Origin of the sequence: Paenibacillus sp. 276b, assembly GCF_900107875.1 — a bacterium.
Classification (GTDB): domain Bacteria; phylum Bacillota; class Bacilli; order Paenibacillales; family Paenibacillaceae; genus Paenibacillus; species Paenibacillus marchantiae.
This window is the reverse complement of record NZ_FNRR01000003.1, coordinates 255,260-275,357: the sequence shown is the minus strand read 5'-3', so window position 1 is coordinate 275,357 and position 20,098 is coordinate 255,260. Positions and strand designations below refer to the sequence as shown.

The 20,098-nt window shown below is 49.1% G+C and carries 14 protein-coding genes; 10 read left to right on the top strand and 4 right to left on the bottom strand.

Features of this window, described 5'->3' with window-relative positions:
* Window positions 1-234: 234 nt before the first annotated feature.
* Both BLV50_RS17255 and BLV50_RS17250 read left to right on the top strand, forming a co-directional pair.
* Entirely contained in the window at window positions 235-2,466 is a 2,232-nt protein-coding gene (locus BLV50_RS17255) for an MMPL family transporter (protein WP_090809073.1), read from the top strand.
* 278 nt (window positions 2,467-2,744) lie between these two features.
* Window positions 2,745-3,698: a nucleoside hydrolase gene (locus tag BLV50_RS17250; protein WP_063567354.1), complete on the top strand. Its 954-nt coding sequence runs from the start codon at window positions 2,745-2,747 to the stop codon at window positions 3,696-3,698.
* A 161-nt stretch (window positions 3,699-3,859) separates the two neighbouring features.
* Here BLV50_RS17250 and BLV50_RS17245 read toward each other — a convergent pair whose 3' ends face one another.
* The 3 genes from BLV50_RS17245 to BLV50_RS17235 form a co-directional block, all read right to left on the bottom strand.
* On the bottom strand, window positions 3,860-5,578 hold the full coding sequence (locus tag BLV50_RS17245) for a methyl-accepting chemotaxis protein (protein WP_090809071.1): 1,719 nt from the start codon (window positions 5,576-5,578) through the stop codon (window positions 3,860-3,862).
* A 272-nt stretch (window positions 5,579-5,850) separates the two neighbouring features.
* Window positions 5,851-6,588, bottom strand: a complete 738-nt coding sequence (locus tag BLV50_RS17240) for a DUF3105 domain-containing protein (RefSeq protein ID WP_177031208.1) — start codon at window positions 6,586-6,588, stop codon at window positions 5,851-5,853.
* Window positions 6,589-6,855: 267 nt separating this feature from the next.
* On the bottom strand, window positions 6,856-7,770 hold the full coding sequence (locus tag BLV50_RS17235; protein WP_090809067.1) for a zinc ribbon domain-containing protein: 915 nt from the start codon (window positions 7,768-7,770) through the stop codon (window positions 6,856-6,858).
* A gap of 303 nt (window positions 7,771-8,073) precedes the next feature.
* Here BLV50_RS17235 and efeO point away from each other — a divergent pair, with 303 nt between their 5' ends.
* Genes efeO through BLV50_RS17220 form a run of 3 tightly spaced genes read left to right on the top strand, consistent with a single transcriptional unit; the run spans window position 8,074 to window position 12,198 of the window.
* Window positions 8,074-8,970, top strand: a complete 897-nt coding sequence (efeO, locus tag BLV50_RS17230) for an iron uptake system protein EfeO (protein WP_090809066.1) — start codon at window positions 8,074-8,076, stop codon at window positions 8,968-8,970.
* 4 nt (window positions 8,971-8,974) lie between these two features.
* Window positions 8,975-10,249, top strand: a complete 1,275-nt coding sequence (gene efeB / locus BLV50_RS17225) for an iron uptake transporter deferrochelatase/peroxidase subunit (RefSeq protein WP_090809064.1) — start codon at window positions 8,975-8,977, stop codon at window positions 10,247-10,249.
* A 53-nt stretch (window positions 10,250-10,302) separates the two neighbouring features.
* Entirely contained in the window at window positions 10,303-12,198 is a 1,896-nt protein-coding gene (locus tag BLV50_RS17220) for an FTR1 family iron permease (protein WP_256337982.1), read from the top strand.
* Window positions 12,199-12,363: 165 nt separating this feature from the next.
* On the opposite strand, the gene BLV50_RS17215 is transcribed toward BLV50_RS17220, so the two are convergent.
* Window positions 12,364-13,425 (bottom strand): LacI family DNA-binding transcriptional regulator, encoded by a 1,062-nt coding sequence (locus BLV50_RS17215; protein WP_090809062.1) that lies wholly within the window; start codon window positions 13,423-13,425, stop codon window positions 12,364-12,366.
* Window positions 13,426-13,931: 506 nt separating this feature from the next.
* Between BLV50_RS17215 and BLV50_RS17210 the strand changes: the two genes are divergently transcribed.
* The 5 genes from BLV50_RS17210 to BLV50_RS17190 all read left to right on the top strand — a co-directional run bounded on the left by BLV50_RS17210 (window position 13,932) and on the right by BLV50_RS17190 (window position 19,880).
* A complete protein-coding gene (locus BLV50_RS17210; protein WP_240321538.1) occupies window positions 13,932-14,825 on the top strand; it encodes an ABC transporter permease in 894 nt (297 codons plus the stop codon).
* Between the two features lie 16 nt (window positions 14,826-14,841).
* Window positions 14,842-15,723, top strand: coding sequence for a carbohydrate ABC transporter permease (locus BLV50_RS17205; RefSeq protein ID WP_079695531.1), 882 nt, complete (start codon window positions 14,842-14,844; stop codon window positions 15,721-15,723).
* Between the two features lie 56 nt (window positions 15,724-15,779).
* Window positions 15,780-17,387, top strand: a complete 1,608-nt coding sequence (locus BLV50_RS17200) for an ABC transporter substrate-binding protein (protein ID WP_090809058.1) — start codon at window positions 15,780-15,782, stop codon at window positions 17,385-17,387.
* Window positions 17,388-17,485: 98 nt separating this feature from the next.
* Complete coding sequence (locus tag BLV50_RS17195) at window positions 17,486-18,967, top strand: glycoside hydrolase family 32 protein (RefSeq protein WP_090809056.1); 1,482 nt, start codon at window positions 17,486-17,488, stop codon at window positions 18,965-18,967.
* 19 nt (window positions 18,968-18,986) lie between these two features.
* Window positions 18,987-19,880, top strand: a complete 894-nt coding sequence (locus BLV50_RS17190) for an ROK family protein (protein WP_090809055.1) — start codon at window positions 18,987-18,989, stop codon at window positions 19,878-19,880.
* Window positions 19,881-20,098: the final 218 nt, after the last annotated feature.

Below are 20,098 nucleotides of genomic sequence, written 5' to 3'. Positions count from 1 at the left end.
GGCACCGGCTTTGGGCCTGCCCGGCGAGCGGGGAGGGTTCGTTTTTTTGCTCATGGTTGCATACCTCTTTACTTATTCATGTTGGCTGTACAAAAGTGTTCACAAAATTAGTATTTGCAAAATTAACCTTCCGGTATATATAATTAAGTCAATTATACTATGACCCGTGGTTCATTTCTATATTTATCACATAAAAACGGCTTCATAGAACCAAAATAGGGAGATGAAGAGACAATGCAAGAAGGTTCGGGCTACGGCCGCTGGGTTGCTGGCAAACGAAGCAAATGGATTACACTGTTGGTATGGATCATCATCGCGGTTGTTCTTGGTGTGGTGTGGCCTGCTGTTGGTGACCGTGAAACGAATAACGCGCAGGATCTGAGTGATTCCAAGCCCTCGGTGCAGGCGGCAGCAGTTGCCCAGAAAGAATTTCCCGGCGGCGAAGGTGTTCCCGCTCTTATCGTATGGCGTCAAGCCGGCGGGCTGACGGATGAACAGATTAAGAACATTCAGGCGTTAACGGAGCGACTGGATCAAGATCCGGTGGAGCAGCAGCAATCTGTGGTGCCACTATATCAGTTGCCGCCAGAGGCTCTGAAAGGTCAGCTTTCGGAAGACGGAAGCACCTTGGTTATGCCGCTCTTTTTCAATCAGGAAGCTGATTCGTCACAGTTGAAAGAAGGCATTGAAGCGCTAGAGCAGAAAACGAAAGATATTTTTGGCTCCGATCCATTTGATGTTGCCATTGATGATGCGAGCGCACTAAGTGCACGGGTTACAGGTCCGGTGGGGATATCGATTGACGCAAGCGGATTATTCTCATCTGCGGATGTCTCCTTGCTGATTGCAACAGTTGTGCTGGTACTCGTGCTGTTGCTGTTGATCTACCGTTCGCCCGTACTGGCGATTATCCCGATTATTGCAGTTGGGTTCGCTTATATGGTCACCAGTCCGATTCTCGGATTTATGGCGGATCAGGGCTGGATTACAGTGGACGCGCAGTCCATCTCTATTATGACGGTGCTGTTGTTCGGCGCAGGAACGGACTATTGTCTGTTCATGATCTCCAGATTCCGTCAAGTTCTCTATCATGAGCCGGATAAAAAGAAAGCACTCTTCCAGGCGATTACCGGATCGTCCGGTGCGATTGCCATGAGTGGATTTACAGTTGTTGCAGCATTGCTTGTACTGCTGTTCGCAGAATATGGTGCCTATCACCGTTTTGCCGTACCATTCAGTTTATCCATCTTCATCATGTTTATTGCGAGCCTGACACTGGTTCCGGCTTTGCTCGCGATCTTCGGTCGGGGTTCATTCTACCCGTTTGTACCGCGTACGCATGATATGGAAGTAGAACGTACGAAGAAAAAAGGCAAACCAGCGCCTGCTCCGCGTAAAATCAAGGAAAGCTGGATTGGCCGTACAGTAGTAACCAAACCGTGGACAGTACTGGCGATTACACTGGTGTTGTTGGGTGGACTGGCTGCTTTCTCTAGCCAAATTAAATTCACGTATGACTTGCTATCATCCTTCCCGGAGAATGTTGCTTCTCGTGAAGGTTTCAAAGTCATTGGAGAACAGTTCTCGGAAGGTGAACTCGCTCCGGCGAAAGTGATTATCGATACAGAAGGCAGCCAGACAGATCTGAAACAACGCCTGGAATCGCTGGATTACGTAAGCAAGGTAGGTGAAGCGCAGCAGGGTGCTGAGAATGCAAACATCACCGCTTACGATGTGGAATTCAATCTGAATCCATACTCTATGGAGGCGATGCAGCATATCCCGGATCTGCGGGCAACGGCTGAACAGGCATTGAAAGATGCTGGAATAACAAGCGTGGACAGCCATGTCTGGATCGACGGTCAGACGGCTGAGCAGTATGATATCGAAGTCACTGGAGAGCGGGATGCCAGCATCATTATTCCAGTGGTGATCGGAATGATCACATTGCTGCTGCTGTTATACCTGCGTTCCGTCGTAGCGACGGCGTATCTGATTGCGACAGTAGTACTGTCCTACTTCTCCGCATTGGGCCTGGGTTGGCTCATTATTCACTATGGACTGGGAGCAGACGCCATTCAGGGAGCGATTCCGCTGTATTCCTTCGTATTCCTTGTGGCACTGGGTGAGGACTACAACATCTTCATGATCTCAAGCATCTGGCAAAAACGCAAAACGATGCCACTTCGCCAAGCGATCAAGGAAGGTGTGGGTGAAACCGGATCTGTTATTACTTCCGCAGGTCTGATTCTCGCAGGTACGTTTGCCGTACTGGCAACACTGCCCATACAGGTGCTGGTGCAGTTCGGTATTATCACGGCTGCGGGTGTCTTGCTTGATACGTTCCTTGTTCGACCGTTCATGGTGCCAGCCATTACAACGTTGCTGGGCAAATGGGCTTTCTGGCCAGGCAAGTATGTGCCTGTTGCAGAGAAGGCCAAAGAGAAACAAAAACAATCCATGTAATCGATGGATAGATTCAGACAAGGACAGTGGGGCCTCTAGCCCACTGTCCTTGTTTTTTTTCATTTTCCTATTGGAGTGCAGGCTGCTTCGGGCAAATGCTGAGATGGAATGGGGGAACTGTAAAATATCAGCAGAAACAGAACTGGTCGTTATTTTCTTTGTACGAGGAAGGTTTACGTGGCCAAGGGTTTTGGGACATAATAGAGGTAACGTCAGCCACAGGCAGACGGACGGGATGAACATCAATGGGACAACCAGGGGGAAGGATGAAAACAAGCATGACGAACCAACTTAATGTGTACTTTAACCATGACGGCGGCGTGGATGACCTCGTATCGCTGTTCATGCTTCTGCAAATGGACAATGTAAATGTAACCGGTGTATCGGTTATTCCGGCAGATGGATATCTGGAGCCAGCTACAGATGCCAGCCGTAAAATTATCGATCGCTTCGGCACATATTCCGTAGAAGTAGCGAAATCCAACTCCAGAGGGAAGAATCCGTTTCCTGCGGCGTGGAGATTGCACTCCTTCTATGTAGATGCACTTCCAGTACTGAACGAGTCCGGCAAAATGGAAGCTCCTTTGTCTGCCGTTCCGGCTCACCAGCATCTGATTGAGAAAGTGCGCAACACCGAAGGCAAAACGCTGCTCCTGTTCACAGGACCGCTGACTGACCTCGCGCGTGCACTGGACGAAGCACCAGACATTGAAGAGAAAATCGACAAGCTCGTGTGGATGGGTGGAACGTTCGAAAGAGGGAACGTTGAAGAGCCTGAGCATGATGGTACAGCAGAATGGAATGTATTCTGGGACCCGGAAGCGGCTTACCGTGTATGGCAGAGCGGTATCCAGATTGATCTGGTTGCCCTGGAAAGCACGAACAAAGTACCTCTGACACCTGCTGTACGTAACCGTTGGGCTGCAGAGCGTCGCTTTGAAGGCGTTGACTTCCTGGGTAACTGTTATGCAGGATGTCCACCACTGGTATACAGCGAAACGAATTCCACGTACTATCTGTGGGATGTGTTGACTACCGCTTCCGTTGGACGTGAGGACATCGTGAAGAAGAAAACGGTGAACTGTATTGTTATCCCGGATGGTCCAAGCCAGGGCCGTACGGTGGAACAAGCAGACGGACGTCCAGTACAACTCGTGTATGATACTGATCCAGAAGCGTTCTTCACATACATGACGGATTTGGGCAAAAAAGCTGCTCCGCAGCGTTATTAATTCAGGTAGCCTCAAGGCCAGCCTCCATTAAAGGTAGAACAATAAAAAGCCGCAGGCAGAGTGAGCAGGAATGGGGTAAACCCCATGTTCCTTTTCCCTGCCTTGCGGCTTTTTTGTATTCATCTGGTGGGCTCCCATGGATTGCCCACCTGCATTCCGATTTATATTTTGAATCGGCTTATCAACCCGTTCAATTCACTAGACAACACACGAAGGGATTCCGCGGACGTACTCATCTCATCCATCGATTGAAGTTGCCCGTCAGTTGCAGCCGATACTTCCTGAATGCTGGAAGAGGACTTGCGCGAGATATGTTCCATATCCTCAACGGAAGCGGATACTTCTTCTGCACTGGCGGAGAGCTGTTCGGAAGCGGCGGACACTTCGTGCAGGCGTTCATTCATCGTCTCAATGCCGGAATGAATGGACGTGAATGAACGTCCTGCTTCCTGAACAACAGCAAGACCGGCTTGAACTTCTGAGGTACTGGCCGACATATGCGAAGATAAAACGGCAGTCTGTCTCGTCATTTCGGCGATCAGTTCAGTCACATGCTGGGACGATTGCTCTGATTCCCCCGCAAGCTTCCGAACCTCGGAAGCAACAACGGCGAATCCGCTGCCATGTTCCCCGGCCCGAGCAGCTTCAATGCTTGCATTCAATGCCAGCAGACTGGTCTGGGAAGCGATGCCCTTCATCATGTGGGCTACCGATTCAATTTTGCTGGAGTATTGTGCAAGCTGGGAGGTGGATGCTTCCATCTGTGTGTTGGCCTGATGAATCTTGTCCATGCGGTCAATCGCGGTGTTGATGTTGGTCTGGCCCTGTATCGCGTTATGGGTCGTCTCCTCGGATACATCAGCCACCATGGAAGATGAATTCGCAATATGCTGCATGCTGCGTGTAATTTCCTCCATCGCTACAGTAACTTCGCCTGCCCGTGCAACCTGCTCCGCAGCGCCTTTGGCTGTGTGGTCTGTGTGCTCGGCAATGCGCTGGCTGGCTTCCACTGTCGCCTGCGAGTGTCTGGATACCCCTTCGGCTGCTTGCAGCAGGGAATCGGAGCTTTTGCGGATACCTGTCATGACATCTCGTGTATCTGTGACCAGATGTTTGAACTCCGAAGCCAGTTGTCCAACCTCATCCTTCCGTCCAAGCTCGACATCGACGGTCAGATCACCTTTGCCTACCTCAGCAATGATCTTCTTCAGTTTCACGAGAGGACGGGTCAAATAATGAGCAAATCCATAGACCAGCAGCACGCTGAGTAATACGATGGCAAGGGCAGTCCAGATCATGGTCATCCGATTGCGTGTCATTAACTCGTAGACGGCGGTGGAGTCGAGGTCGGCGCCAACCAGACCAAGCAGTTCCCCATTAGCCCCGTGAATTGGTACATAGGCTGTAATCGTTGCGCCGTATTCATCCTGGGTCAGATCGCCCCGGAAAGGTTCGTTTTGTGCAAAGGCTTGCAGCATTCCCGCATAGTGGTTCTCTTCTGAGGACCCGTAGGGAGAGAAATCATCCTCTTCCACATCCGGAGCAGCGCCATCCACCACGTAATAATACGATGCGGCTCCGTTATCTTCACGCTTACCAAGCGTGTATAGATACTTCAATCCATTGGCCTGACGAAGCTGGCTGAGTTGTTCGCGCAATGTATCGTAATACTCGGTTTGATCCTGTCCTGTACTAAGCGGCGCATACAGGGAGGTGTCGATGGATTGCGCTGCTCGTTCGGCAACAGCCTGTGCCTGCATGCCCATCGATTGTTCAACCAGCTGTGCAGATGAGCGATACATGGTAATGCCAAGAACGGCTCCTGCCGCCAGCATCAGACAAGAAAAAAATAAAAAGATACGCATAAACAAACTGTTCATTAGTAGAAATGTTCCCCCTTGATATATAAAACTATGAATTCTTATATTGAAGTTGGATGAATCGTCATATTGGAACTGCGTTTCCTTCTTTGCTAACGTACATATGTATTTCATTTCTATTTAAAATATCGGCATCTGCATGATAAAGAATTAGCCCCCGGATCAAGTAGATCCAGGAGCTTATCTTGTTTGAAACGTATAAATGGATATCTCATCTCTTGGACTCCCCATGATTGCAGGAACCATTTGCTGCTGTTACTACAAAGAGGGCATTACATCGTCCCGCCACCCTGGCGGATGGAGGCAGGGATCTTCTCAGGTCCCTGATTAATATATTTATTAATAAAAGTGCCTACTTTGGTATCATTGAATTGGTCCAGCTTCATCGTTTTGGTCCATGCCGTTACGACGACTTCACTACCCTCGGGGATGTCCTTGTTCGGTACAGCGAGAATACCTGATCCAGCTTTGCGGAACTTGGCAAGGTATTTCAGATGCTCCTTCAGCTCATCACTTGCATTCTCACGGTAATAAATGATGATATCCCCATGCTCTAGATTATGTACTAGATATGGATAGCCGGGGAAATCGGTGTAGAATCCAAATTTGATATCATGCGGGTTATGAGGCCCCGATGTCGGGATGGTCATCTCATATTGAATCGGCTCTTCCGTATGATCGGCTCCGTAGTATTTATCGTCAGTCACTTCGATCGCAACACCGGCATTCAGATCCGCAACGTCATACTTGGTAAATGCGCTCTGCATGAAGAAAAGAACAAACGCAATGATCGATACCCCCAGTAGTGCATGAGCAGCCAGGCGGATGGATCGGGTTTTCTTTTTAATCACAGCTCGTTCATTCTTCTTCATATGTGCCAGTACAGACTTCTGGGTGCGTGAAGACCAGATATAAGCTGCGATGGAGAGCAATAGAACGACTGCCCCAATGATAAGCCAAAGATAGGATGTCCCTGCCTCGTGCTCCATTTGCATATGATTCATATTCATGTCCATATCAATTCCTCTACCCTTCTTAATAAAATGAATGATCACAACCATACACTACATAATGTAGTGTTAATGACAATGGTGCAGATCCGATATAAGCATGGAGTGTTTCTCACCTCATATCCTTACGTAAAAAAGGACATACCTTTTACACTACACATTATAGTGTATGGAACGCAACGAGTGCAATCTGCTGACGTTGAAAACAAAAGAAGACCCTCCTCGCATAAGCAGGGAGAGCCTTCGTCAGAGCTTTTGAACTAGATACTACATACGACCGTATGGAGAAAACATCAAACTAATCAATCCAATGATTGTAGTGCCCAGAAAGCGAGATAGAATAAAAAACAATACAACATTGGCAATCAACACGCTGTACATGCTATCGATGGCTGCCTTCGTACGATTCAGCGGATATTGGAACAGCACCGTGTTAAGAGATACAAAGATAATCAAATACGAGACAACGAGGAAGAAGATAGCGATGGAATACGAGATAACAATAAACAGATTCGCCAGAACGAGCGACGCTACAGCGGGAACTAGTAATGATCCAAACTGGGCAACCAGCGTTTTGGGGCGAAACGTTATTTTCTCAATCTTCAGTATGGCATACATCAATGCGATCGCAACGATCAAGGAAATGGGGGTGAACAATAGCGGTCTGATAAACCCGCCAATGAACAATCCGTCCATATCCATCCGGCCGAATGTAATCAAAAAGTATGTAGAGGATAGGACCGCAATCAGAGCCATCGTGATCCAGCCGTTAAGAGAGTGCTGTTCACCAACGGTTTTCATGGTTTGATAAGGACGAGTGAGCACACTAAGGAAATAGGATAGATACTGTTTGCTTACTTCTTTGGCTTGCTGAACTTTCTCATTTTGTACGATGTTATTCCACTGATTGGTGTTTTTGTCTCCTGAAGATGAAGCGCCCTCTGTGCTGGAAGAGTCGGATACATGTTGTACAGGTCTGGGAGCAGAAGGTGTGTTGGGAGAAATGGGAGCGTGAGAAGGTGTCGTCTGTGTGCTCGACCAACGGGTATATTCAGGTTCGGCAGCAGCGGATTGTTGCTCCTGAGCGGAATTTGCAGTAGGGGAGGAGGGGGCTAGATTAGCGCCGCACCTCTCGCAAAAACTGGCATTTCCATTTTCATGATTACATACTGGGCATTTCATGGCATGAGCCTCCAATTTGATAAATTAAAGTAATCTAGACATTTTGTCTCATTTTAACGGCTGATGACGAAGTTTGTCTATGTTTTCAAGGGAATTAATACCCGGTATTTTCCACCTTAGTATATGATTAAACCGGTCCCCTTATTTTCATATTGACATAAGTATGCGCCGGAATTATGATGTCATTACCGAAATTGATAATCATTATCATTAAATGAACGTTAATCCAAGGGTTTGTACTCATCGACATATTAATCGCACGAGTATAGACAAATCAGTCTAACCAATAGGGAGTGTATCGTGTTGAAAAAAATATTGGCATTGCCGGCTGTTGTGCTGGCAACTTCGGTTTTACTCGCCGCTTGCGGCAATAATGAAGCGGCTTCGGACAAGCAGGCAGAAACACCGGTTGCTCAAAGCGAAAATCAAACTTCCACAGAAACCACGGATGCAGCGGATCAGGAAGTGGCCGGGAGCGATTATACAACCGCAGTGGATGGCTATCGCGCATTTGCAATTGAGCAGATCGATGAATTCGTGAAGCAAACGGAGAAGTTCACGGATGCCGTGAAAGCTGGTGATCTGGAGACTGCCAAATCATTATATGCACCAGCTCGTATGTATTATGAACGCATTGAACCGGTAGCCGAAGCACTTGGGGATCTGGACCCGAATATCGATGCACGTGACGGAGATGTGGAGGCTGCCGACTGGCGCGGATTCCACCGGATTGAGAAATCACTTTGGGAAGACAAGACGACCGAAGGCATGACTGACTTTGCGGATACATTGTTAAGTGATGCGAAGCTCCTGCGTGCTAAAGTCGAGACGATGGACATCGATGCGAGTCTGATGGTAACGGGTGCGGTAGAACTTCTGAATGAGGTTTCCTCCAGCAAGGTAACCGGTGAAGAAGAACGTTATTCCCATACGGATCTGTATGATTTTGCAGCGAATGTAGAGGGAGCACGCGAGATTTATAACCTGCTCAAGGATGATCTAGCTGCCAAAGACAAGGATCTGAATCAGCAAATTGCGGACCGATTCGATGCGCTGGAGAAAGAGCTTGCTCCATTCAAGGATGGAGACGGGTACGTTTCCTATGAGAAGCTGAAGGATGAAGACGTGAAGAAGCTGAGTCAGAACCTGGATGCATTGGCCGAGCCGCTGTCGAATATGGGACAAGTACTGGGAGTGTAGAACAATGACTGAGCAGAAAAAGGATTCGCCGAAAAAGCCGTTGTCACGGCGTGAAATGCTGAAGCTGACCGGCGTGGCCGGATTGGGTCTGCTCTTGGGCGGAGGCGGTGCCAGCGGACTGATGGTGCTGGGCCGCAAAAGCAGTTCGGCGGTAGTGAAAGAGGCCGCGCAAGACAAGGGCCTGCCCTTCTATGGCAAGCATCAGGCGGGCATCACCACCCCGGCTCAGGATTTCATCTGCTTCGCCGCCTTTGATGTGACGGTGGGAAGTGCGGATGATCTCCGCCGTCTGTTCAAGAACTGGACGGCTGCCGCCGCTGCCATGGCCGCCGGAGAAATGATTGGCGAACATAATACAACGCTGAATACGCCCCCTACCGATACGGGCGAAGCGGCAGGCCTGACACCGTCACGAACCACGTTGACGTTTGGTGTGGGGCCCTCTTTGTTTGACGGGCGCTTCGGGCTGCAGGGCCGGAAGCCCAAGGGCCTGCGCGATCTGCCGGCATTCGCCGGAGATGCGCTGGACCCGCAGTGGTGTGGTGGCGACCTGTGCGTGCAAGTCTGCGCAGACGATATGCAGGTCGCCTTCCATGCCATCCGCAATCTCGCGCGCATCGCACGCGGGCATGCGGTATTGCGCTGGACGCAGGAAGGATTCCAGCGCACGGGCCGAGCTGACCCTGCGGGTGGAACACCGCGCAACTTGCTCGGCTTCAAGGATGGCACCGGCAATCCGGATACAACGGATGCCGTGCTGATGGACCAGACCGTCTGGGCGCAGCCTGCTGACGGTCCGGGATGGATGGCCGGCGGCAGCTATATGGCCGTCCGCCGGGTTCGTATGCGTGTGGAGGTGTGGGACCGCTCCACACTGAAAGACCAGGAGGCGACATTTGGCCGCCACCGGGATAGCGGAGCGCCGCTCGGCAGCCGCGGCGAGTTCGATCCGGTAGATCTGAAGGCCAAGTCTGCCGATGGACAGCCTGTCATTCCGGCAACGTCACATCTGCGTCTCGCGAAGGGTGATGGCAGTCAGCAAATTTTACGCCGCTCCTACTCGTATTCGAGTGGGCTCGATGCCAAGACCGGACAGCTGGATGCAGGTTTGCTGTTCATTAGTTATCAACGGGACCTGGAGAAGCAGTTTATTCCGATTCAGAAACGACTGGCAAAGAACGACAAGCTGAACGAATATACCGTGCACACAGGCAGTGCTGTATTTGCCTGTTTCCCGGGGATTACGAATGGCGGATATATTGGGGACACCTTGATTTAATAGAAGGTTAGATGGCACTGATCGGTTTCAGAGGAATGGGGAGGATGACAAAGATGAGCAGGATCGCAGATCGGAAGGCGCAGAAGCGGCTGCTGCACAAAGGAAGGTTGATGCGCTCCTTGCTGATGCTGCTGGTGTTTCTGATGGTGGGGTCCAGTGTAATTCGTTTACCGGGCATGCCACACGCTTCTGCTGAGGGGCTCCAAAACAATGAGCAGTCCGTGCAAAAACAACTGGATAGTCTATTGCCGCCTGTGGGCAGCGCCTTGGTTGAAGCGGGACAGGGCAAGCTGGCAGAAGCCACGGAGGACGTCGCCGAATTCCGGCAACTGTGGGATGCTGCCAGCACGTTGGTGCCGGAGCAGAACGCAGATCAGGTTGCGACGACCGCCAGCGTTGTAGTTGAAGCTTTGTCTAAAGCGGAACAGGCACTGTCGGGCAATGATTCTGATGCTGCCAAGAAAGCACTGGCGGATCTTGCCCGTGCGACCAATCAGTACATTGAGGCGTTTCAGGGTGCGGAAGAGAGCAGGGACGCAGGCCGTAAAGCGGCCGAAAGGCTGCTGCCGGACGCACGTAAAAGTTTGAGTGCAATGGAACAGGGCGATTGGACCCAGGCAGAGCTTGCCTATAAACGGATTGTTACGGCCTGGAAAGGCACCGAAGCTCCGATCCGTCAGGATCATTTTGGCGTATACAGCCAGTTGGAGAAGGACATCAGCCTGGTTCGTATTTCAATGCAGGCCGAGCCTCGCAAGGAAGAACAGGCAACAGAGCGTATGCAGGAACTGGTCACGTTGCTCACGGACTACAGTGCAGGGACACTCAAGGAAGGGGAAGTTGAGGATACGTCGGCATCCTCTGGTGTTTCTTCATTGTCCGACCTGCTGAAATTACTGGAGCAAATAGAGCAGCAGATTCAAGGGGGGGATACCACTTCTGCTGCAACGGGATTGGAGCAGTTTATCGTGGCCTGGCCTTTGGTTGAAGGTCAGGTGCAGATATCATCTCCCGCTTCATATACGGCTATTGAGAATGAAATGGCGGAAGCATCCGGATATGTCGTCTCCAATCCGCCAAATACGGCGAAGGCAACCGAGGTTGTAACCCGAATGATCAATCGGCTGGAGCCGTTAACGGCTACCACCTCATACACGGCATGGGATGCGGCATTGATTCTGCTTCGCGAAGGATTGGAAGCCATTCTGGTACTGGCTGCATTGCTCGCTTATGCCAAGAAAAGTGGCGAGACTGCGGCCCGGCGCTGGATCTGGGCTGGTGCCGGTAGTGGTCTGCTGCTTAGTGCGGCGCTGGCCGTTGTACTGTCGCTGACCCTTGCTGTGGCATCATCGGGTAGCACACGGGAGATGATTGAGGGGTATACGGGGCTTGCAGCCGTTGTACTAATGTTGACGGTTGGGCATTGGATGCATAGCAAATCGAATACCCGCTCCTGGAATAGTTATGTACAGCGACAGGTAGGTGGTGCACTGGCAAGGGGGAGTCTGTGGTCACTCTTTGCTGTGGCGGGACTCGCCATATTGCGAGAAGGTGCGGAGACTGCGATCTTTTATATTGGCATGGCGCCTGCAATTGATACCTCGCAGATGTTGATCGGTATGGGGGCAGCATTGCTCATCCTGATTGTATTGGCTGTGGCTATTATTCAGTTCAGTGTACGTCTGCCTGTACGATGGTTTTTCCTGACCGCCACGCTGCTGATTTATTATCTGGTATTTCGTTTCCTTGGAGAGAGTATTCACTCCCTTCAAGTCTCAGCAGCGCTGGGGGCTCATGTTGTGCCGAGTCTGCCAACGATTGGCTGGCTTGGCATGTATCCGACATGGGAGACCTTTATTCCACAACTCGTTGTGCTGGTCTTTATGATCTTTAATTTGATTCGTACAGAGGTACGTTCGGCCAAAGGAGCATCCAAGGCATCGGTGTAGCACGGAGCTACGAATCCCGATTAGAGGCTGCTTCCTGTTCGCATCATATTGTGAATGCATCATACAAAGGGCATATAGAAGTCCCTTTAAAAAAGCCGTATCCTTCACGATCTACTCTGCGTGAAAGATACGGCTATTTATTTTTTTAGAGATTCATGAGATAAGTTAAACGGTCTGTGGATTGGCATTCATAAGTGTGGGAGTGGACTCCCGTATGATCGGTTTGGTCACGATATGCGAGACCTGATAAGGCTGAGACGGATGGTCAATCCGGGATAACAGCATCTCCGCAGCCTTGATGCCCATTTCGTTGCTGTAGATATGAACCGTCGTTAATGCAGGCTCAATAATCCGTGATTCAGGTGCGTTATCGAAGCCGCATATGACGATATCCTGCGGCACTGTAACACTCCTCGCTCTCAAAGCTCTGATGAGATCGACTGCGATAAAGTCGTTGGCACACACATACGCATCAGGTAGCGACTTCAGCTCTGCCACGCGTTCGTTCAACCAGCCAGGCTTTGAGAAAAACAGGCGGTCATCATCCACAATGCATTGGGATGGATCGACCTGTAGCCCCGCTTCCAGCATCGCCCGCTGATATCCTACCCAACGTTCATTGAAGCTTTTGCAATGATTGTAATCCCCGGCAAATCCAATATGGTTATAACCGCTTTGAATTAATTTTCTGGTTAACTGATACGTGCTGTGCTCGTTCTCCATGAGCAGCAAATCTGCATGAAATTCCGGATAACAGATGTCGGAAGCGCAATCGATGAAGATTGTGGGAATTCCGAGATCGGTAATAAGCTGAGTATATTTCAGATTGAACAACTCAATGCAAATGATACCGTCCACGTTGGAAATATCAAAATTGTTGGGAAGTGTAAGTGAGTCCTGATCAACCTCACGTACGATATGAATGGAGAGATTGTATCCCTCTGCGCTGATTCTTTTCTCCAGACCACTGATTAACATCGAACCAAAGTGAGATGTATTAGGCAGATTCTCCGTTAACAGGGCGATATTGCTTGGAGCTTTGGTTAGAATATGCTCATTTTCCATATAGGCAAACTGTTTATATTTAAGTTCAATTGCTTTTTTAATTACACGATTACGTGTCTCATCCGGGATATTTCCGCTATCATTCAAGGCTTTGGAAGCTGTATTCCGGGAGATGCCCAAAGCATCCGCGATGTCCTGTATCGTAACCTTTTCTTTTGCCATCTAGTGCTTCACCTCTAATGATCATATGGTCGTCCATAGTATTATCTTAGTCAAATGTATAATAGATCGAAACAAATAGCAATCACAATTTTACATATGCACAATTCAGTTTACATTTTTAATTCAGATAATGCGCTATTATTTATATTCAAAAGTTTCGTTACAAATGATAATTAGTTCGCAGTATTCTACTGATGATAAGGGGAATGACAGATTTAAGGGAATTAAACAAACGTTATATATACCATTTAATGCACATTTATAACTCGAAAAATACACAAAATGTTATCAAATGCACAATTATTTTTTACAAAATGTATTGACTAATGCCTAGATTACCTGCTAAATTGTAAATTATTAAATGAGCAATTGTAAATATTGAAAGCCCTTACTACAAACAATTGTCAACTTCAGGAATGAACGGAGGTCATGTGTTGGATAACACGGTGGATACCAAAAAGGGTACAGGAAGGGCGTTGAAAGAGAGGACATCAACCGGTCACAGGATGCAGCAGTTCAAAAAGAATTATTTTTTGTATTTGTTACTCGCACCAGCTCTGATCCTGACCCTTATCTTCAAATACATCCCGATGTACGGAGCCATTATCGCATTTAAGGATTTTAGTCCAATCAAAGGCATCATGGGCAGTGAGTGGGTAGGACTGAAGCATTTCGAGAAATTTATAGCTTCACCCAATTTCGATATCATTTTAATGAATACGCTTAAACTGAGCTTTTTGGGGTTGATATTCAGTTTTCCGGTGCCCATTCTACTTGCTCTTATGCTCAATCAGGTACGTAAAGCCGGAGTGAAAAAAAATATTCAATTGTTTCTGTATGCACCCAACTTCATATCGGTTGTTGTCGTTGTGGGTATGCTGTTCATCTTCCTATCCCCGACAGGACCGGTTAACCAATTCGCGACATGGATTACCGGTCATCCAATCATGTTCATGTCCGAGCCGGAATATTTCCGCTGGATCTACATTTTGTCGGATATTTGGACCGGAGCAGGCTGGGCTTCCATCATTTATGTCGCTGCTTTGGCCAATGTCGATCCGGAACTTCACAATGCAGCCAATCTGGATGGAGCCAATCTACTTCAGCGTATTCGCCACATCGACCTTCCGACGATTCGTCCGATTATGGCTATCGTATTTATTCTTGCCGCTGGCGGAATCATGTCGATTGGATTTGAGAAGGCCTACCTGATGCAGACGTCCATGAACCTGCCTTCCTCCGAGATCATTGCCACGTATGTCTACAAGGTGGGCTTGCAGTCCGGAGATTACGCTTATTCTGCGGCAGTGGGATTGTTCAACTCGGTCATCAATGTCATTTTGCTGGTGACTGTGAATCTGATTGTGAAGAAATTGAATGAAGGCGAAGGCCTCTATTAGGAAAGGAGTATTATCCATGGTAGTCAAACACACGGGAATGGATCGTCTGATCCTCGCACTGAACGCCATCTTTCTCACCTGTGCTGTACTGGTTGTGGTCGTTCCTTTGATTTACATCGTTATCGCCTCATTTATGGACCCTACTGTGCTGCTGAATCGGGGATTGTCCTTCAATGTATCCGACTGGAGTCTGGATGGGTATCAGATGATTCTATCCAATCCGGCCATGATTCGAGGGTTTGCCAATGCGGTGCTGTACTCGGTTTCCTTTGCACTCGTAACGGTGACTGTCTCGATATTTGCAGGTTATGCCTTGTCTGATGAAAGGCTGGCTGGGCGGGGATTTTTCATGATTATATTTATCATCACGATGTTCTTCGGTGGCGGTTTGATCCCTACCTATCTGCTTGTTCGTAATCTCGGCATGCTGGACACGGTATGGGCCATTATCATCCCAGGCGCAGTCAACGTATGGAACATCATTCTCTCCAGAACCTTCTTCAAAGGGGTACCGCGAGAACTGAAAGAAGCCGCCAATGTGGATGGCGCCTCCGAGATGAAGATTTTCTTCCAGATCGTCATTCCGTTATCAAAACCTATCATTTTTGTCCTCGCGTTGTACGCGTTTGTAGGGCAGTGGAATTCCTATTTTGACGCCATGATCTATCTGGATAATCCGAACCTCCATCCGTTACAACTCGTACTGCGCTCCATTCTGATTCAGAATCAGGCTGCACCGGGCATGATCAGTGATCAGCTTGCGATGGCAGAACTGAAACGGCTCTCGGAAATGATCAAATATTCAGCCATTGTCATTTCGAGTCTGCCACTCATCATCATGTATCCGTTCTTTCAGAAATATTTCGAAAAAGGTGTCATGGTAGGTTCGCTCAAATAGTGAACAGCCTGAAATATAGCGCGCTCGATCCAACATAATCCACGGAGGTCATTATCATGAAAAAAGTGAACAAGTCCAGAAAAGCCGCTACAACGGCATCCATCTCCATGTTGTCAGCTATGCTCCTGCTCTCGGCCTGTGGCGGGGGAGGAGGCGGTGCAGCGAGTGAAGCCCAGTCGCCTGATGGCAAAGTGACATTGAATTTTATAACACAGAGTTCTCCGCTGGCCCCTGCTGATCCGAACGAGAAGTTGATTAACAAGAGACTCGAAGAGAAAACCAATGTGCATATCAACTGGAAAAACTACACGAGTGATGTGTTCGCGGAAAAAAGAAACCTGGCGGTAGCCAGCGGTGATTTGCCCGATGCCATCTTTGATGCAGGTTATGGGGATTATGATCTCCTGAAACTGGCGAAGGACGGGGCCATCATTCCACTGGAAGACCTGATTGAGCAATACATGCCGAATCTGCAAAAGGTGCTGGAGGAAGCTCCCGAATACAAAAGCATGATTACGGCTCCAGACGGACATATTTATTCCTTTCCCTGGATTGAGGAGCTCGGAAGTGGCAAGCAGCGCATACAGGCGGTTGATGACTTGCCCTGGATCAATGTGGAGTGGCTGAACAAGCTTGGATTGAAGATGCCAACGACGACCGAAGAGCTGAAACAAGTGCTGATTGCGTTCAAAACCCAGGATCCCAACGGTAATGGTAAGGCGGACGAAATCCCGTTGTCTTTCATTAACAAGCCTGGCGGAGAAGATCTGACATTTCTCTTTGCCGCATTTGGACTTGGAGAGAACTCGGATCACACGGTTGTAACCAACGATGGAAAAGTGGTATTCACGGCAGCTGATGAAGGCTACAAGGAAGCGGTCAAATATATTCACGAATTGGTTCAGGAAGGTCTCGTGGACATCGAAGCGTATCAGCAGGATTGGAATACGTATCTGGCCAAGGGCAAAGACAACAAGTATGGCATGTACTTCACTTGGGATAAGGCCAACATTACAGGCATGAATGATACCTATGATGTTCTGCCTCCGGTTGCCGGGCCCAATGGAGAGGTTAATGTTGCACGTACGAATGGTATTGGTCTCGACCGGGGACGTATGGTTATTACGAGCAGCAATAAAAATCTGGAATCCACAGCGAAGTGGGTGGACCAATTGTACGATCCGCTCCAATCCGTGCAGAACAACTGGGGAACCTACGGCGATAAGACACAGCAGAATATATTTGAATTCGATGAAGCCAAAGGCATGCTGAAGCATCTTCCGCTGGAAGGCTCTGCACCTGTTGAGCTCAGACAGAAAACGAGTATATCAGGACCACTGGCCATTCTCGACAGTTACTATGATAAATACACGACCAAACCGGATGATGCCGCATGGCGTATGGAATTGCTTGACAAAGTTATGGTTCCACATATGAAAGCAGAAAACGTCTATCCAAAAGTGTTCTTCTCGATTGATGAACTCGACCGCCTCTCCACGATTGAGACCGATCTGTTCGCCTATGTGCTGCGTATGCGCACGGAATGGTATCAGAACGGAAAGATCGATCAGGAGTGGGATGCTTATCTGAAAGAGCTGGATCGTCTTGGCTTGCAAGAGTGGCTTCAAATTAAACAAGCGGGATATGACCGCAATACCCAATAAAACAAACTCGATGAGGAGACTCTGCCGTACATAGCATTAAGGTGCGTGAGTGAAGCAAGTCTCCTCTTCAACGGTTTGAATCAAAGGAGTAAACCAACATGTCTACCATTTCAACAACGGATTACCGGGGCGCCTATCACTTCTCGCCCAAGAAAAATTGGATGAATGACCCCAACGGTATGGTATTTTTCAAAGGCGAGTATCACTTGTTCTATCAGCATCATCCATTTGGCACAACATGGGGACCGATGCATTGGGGACACGCGGTGACCAAGGACCTGGTTACCTGGGAAGAGCTGCCTGTGGCTTTGGCGCCGGATGAGCATGGCATGATATTTTCCGGCAGCGCCGTGGTGGATTGGAACAATACGTCCGGATTCTTTGACGATGAGCCAGGACTGGTGGCTATTTTCACCCATCATCAGGAGGTGCCAAACAATCCTCCCGTTCAGTCTCAGAGCCTCGCATATAGCAAGGATAGCGGCAGAACATGGATGAAATACGAGGGCAATCCGGTACTGGAGCATGAGTCGTTCGTGGATTTCCGTGATCCCAAAGTGTTCTGGCATGAACAGACCAAGGAATGGATTATGATTATCGCTTGTGGTCAAACGGTATGTCTGTACCATTCCTCCAATCTGAAGGATTGGACACTGGGCAGTGAATTCGGCGCAGGGATCGGTTCGCATGATGGCGTATGGGAGTGCCCTGACCTGTTCCCGCTGGCCGTGGATGGAGATGCGAGCCAGGAGAAATGGGTGATGCTCGTCAGCATTGGTGCAGATCCGGCCTTCAAAGAAGGCTCCAGAACGCAATACTTCACCGGAGATTTTGATGGCATTACATTTGTTCCTGATGAAGCTTCCCATACCGTTCGCTGGCTTGATCATGGTCGGGATAACTACGCAGGGGTCAGTTGGTCCGACATTCCGGCCGAAGACGGCAGACGTCTGTTTATGGGCTGGATGAGCAACTGGATGTATGCCAATCAGACACCAACCGAAGCATACCGCGGCGCGATGACCATTGCGAGAGAGCTGACAGTGGAGAAAAGGGACGGAGAAGTCCTGCTGGTTCAGCGTCCTGTACGCGAGCTGGAGCAAGCACGCACGCCAGTACTGTGCTTACAGAATACTTCTATTAGACAAGTGAGTGAGCAGTTGAACACCTTGGGCCTTGTAAACTATGAGATTCATGCAGAATGGCCTTCTGATCAATCTGTTCAGTTTGTATTACGAAGTGGTGCGGACAATGAAACGCTCATCGGCGTGGACGTTCGTCAGAATGAGGTATATGTTGATCGCAGTCGATCGGGTATTAGCGATTTCCATGAACATTTCCTGGGCCGCCATGCAGCTGGATTAAAAGCAGTGGACGGCAACCAACATCTGCGTATTTATGTGGATTACTCATCCGTAGAGGTATTTGCCAATGACGGTCAAGCGGTTATTACGGATCTGATCTATCCGGATGCGGGTTCCGAGGGAATCTCTGTTCAGTCCGAGAATAAGGATGTAGTATTTGCTTCGCTTCATATCTACGAGCTATCCCCCATCCGAGTTGAAGGTCAGTGGGAATAATCGCGAGGGGGACAGTAAGATGCGTATAGGAGCAATAGAAGCCGGTGGAACGAAGTTTGTATGTGGTGTAGGTAACGAGCGAGGGGAAATTGAAGATTGGTGCAGCTTTCCAACGGAACATCCAGAGACCACACTGGCGAAGGTTATTGACTATTTCAGGGATAAAGGAGTAGCCGCAATCGGAATCGGCTCCTTTGGTCCGATTGATCTGCAACCCGATAGCCCCACCTATGGTTACATTACAACAACGCCCAAGCCAGGGTGGGGAAACTGTAATGTTATTGGAACCTTGAAGCGCGAATTCCCGATTCCCTTCGGATGGGATACGGATGTGAATGCAGCGGCCCTTGGAGAAGTCACTTGGGGAGCAGCAAAGGGATTGGAAAACTGTGTGTATTATACATTCGGCACAGGTGTTGGGATTGGACTTGTGGCGGGAGGTAAACGTGTGCATGGATTGCTGCACCCAGAGGGTGGACACATCCGGACGAGACGGCACCCGGAGGATCATTTTGCCGGATTATGTCCGTATCATGGCGATTGCCTGGAGGGCATGGCTGCGGGGCCAGCCATTCAAGCCCGCTGGCAGAGCCCTGGCAGCGAACTGCCGGCAGACCACCCTGCCTGGGAGATCGGATCCTTTTACATTGCGGAGTCCATCACGACAGCCATTCTGCTTCATTCCCCGCAAAAGGTCATCTTGGGCGGAGGGGTGATGCAGCAAAGTCATCTGTTCCGCATGATCCGGGAGCGGGTTGTACGAAATCTGAATGGTTATGTGAATGCAGCCTCAATAACGCAACATATCAATCAATATATTGTCCAGCCGGGATTGGGCCAGCACGCAGGACTATGCGGTGCGCTTGCATTGGGTTTAGAGGCATTGCAGCAACATCCAACGTCGGCTTTATAATTTCTTATATTAATAATGTCCCAGAAGGGACGGATGCAGGTTCACTTGGCTATGTGACCTCACCGTCCTTTGTGGGATTTTTGTCTCATTTACTACAAGAAAAAGTACGCCACGGTTCAAGGCGGATCAGGAAAAGGTGATGCTCAGTCGTTTTGAGTTTCATCCAGAGAACGAGTATCAAAATTGGGTTTTTAAGCAAGAATAATAGAGAAAAGAGA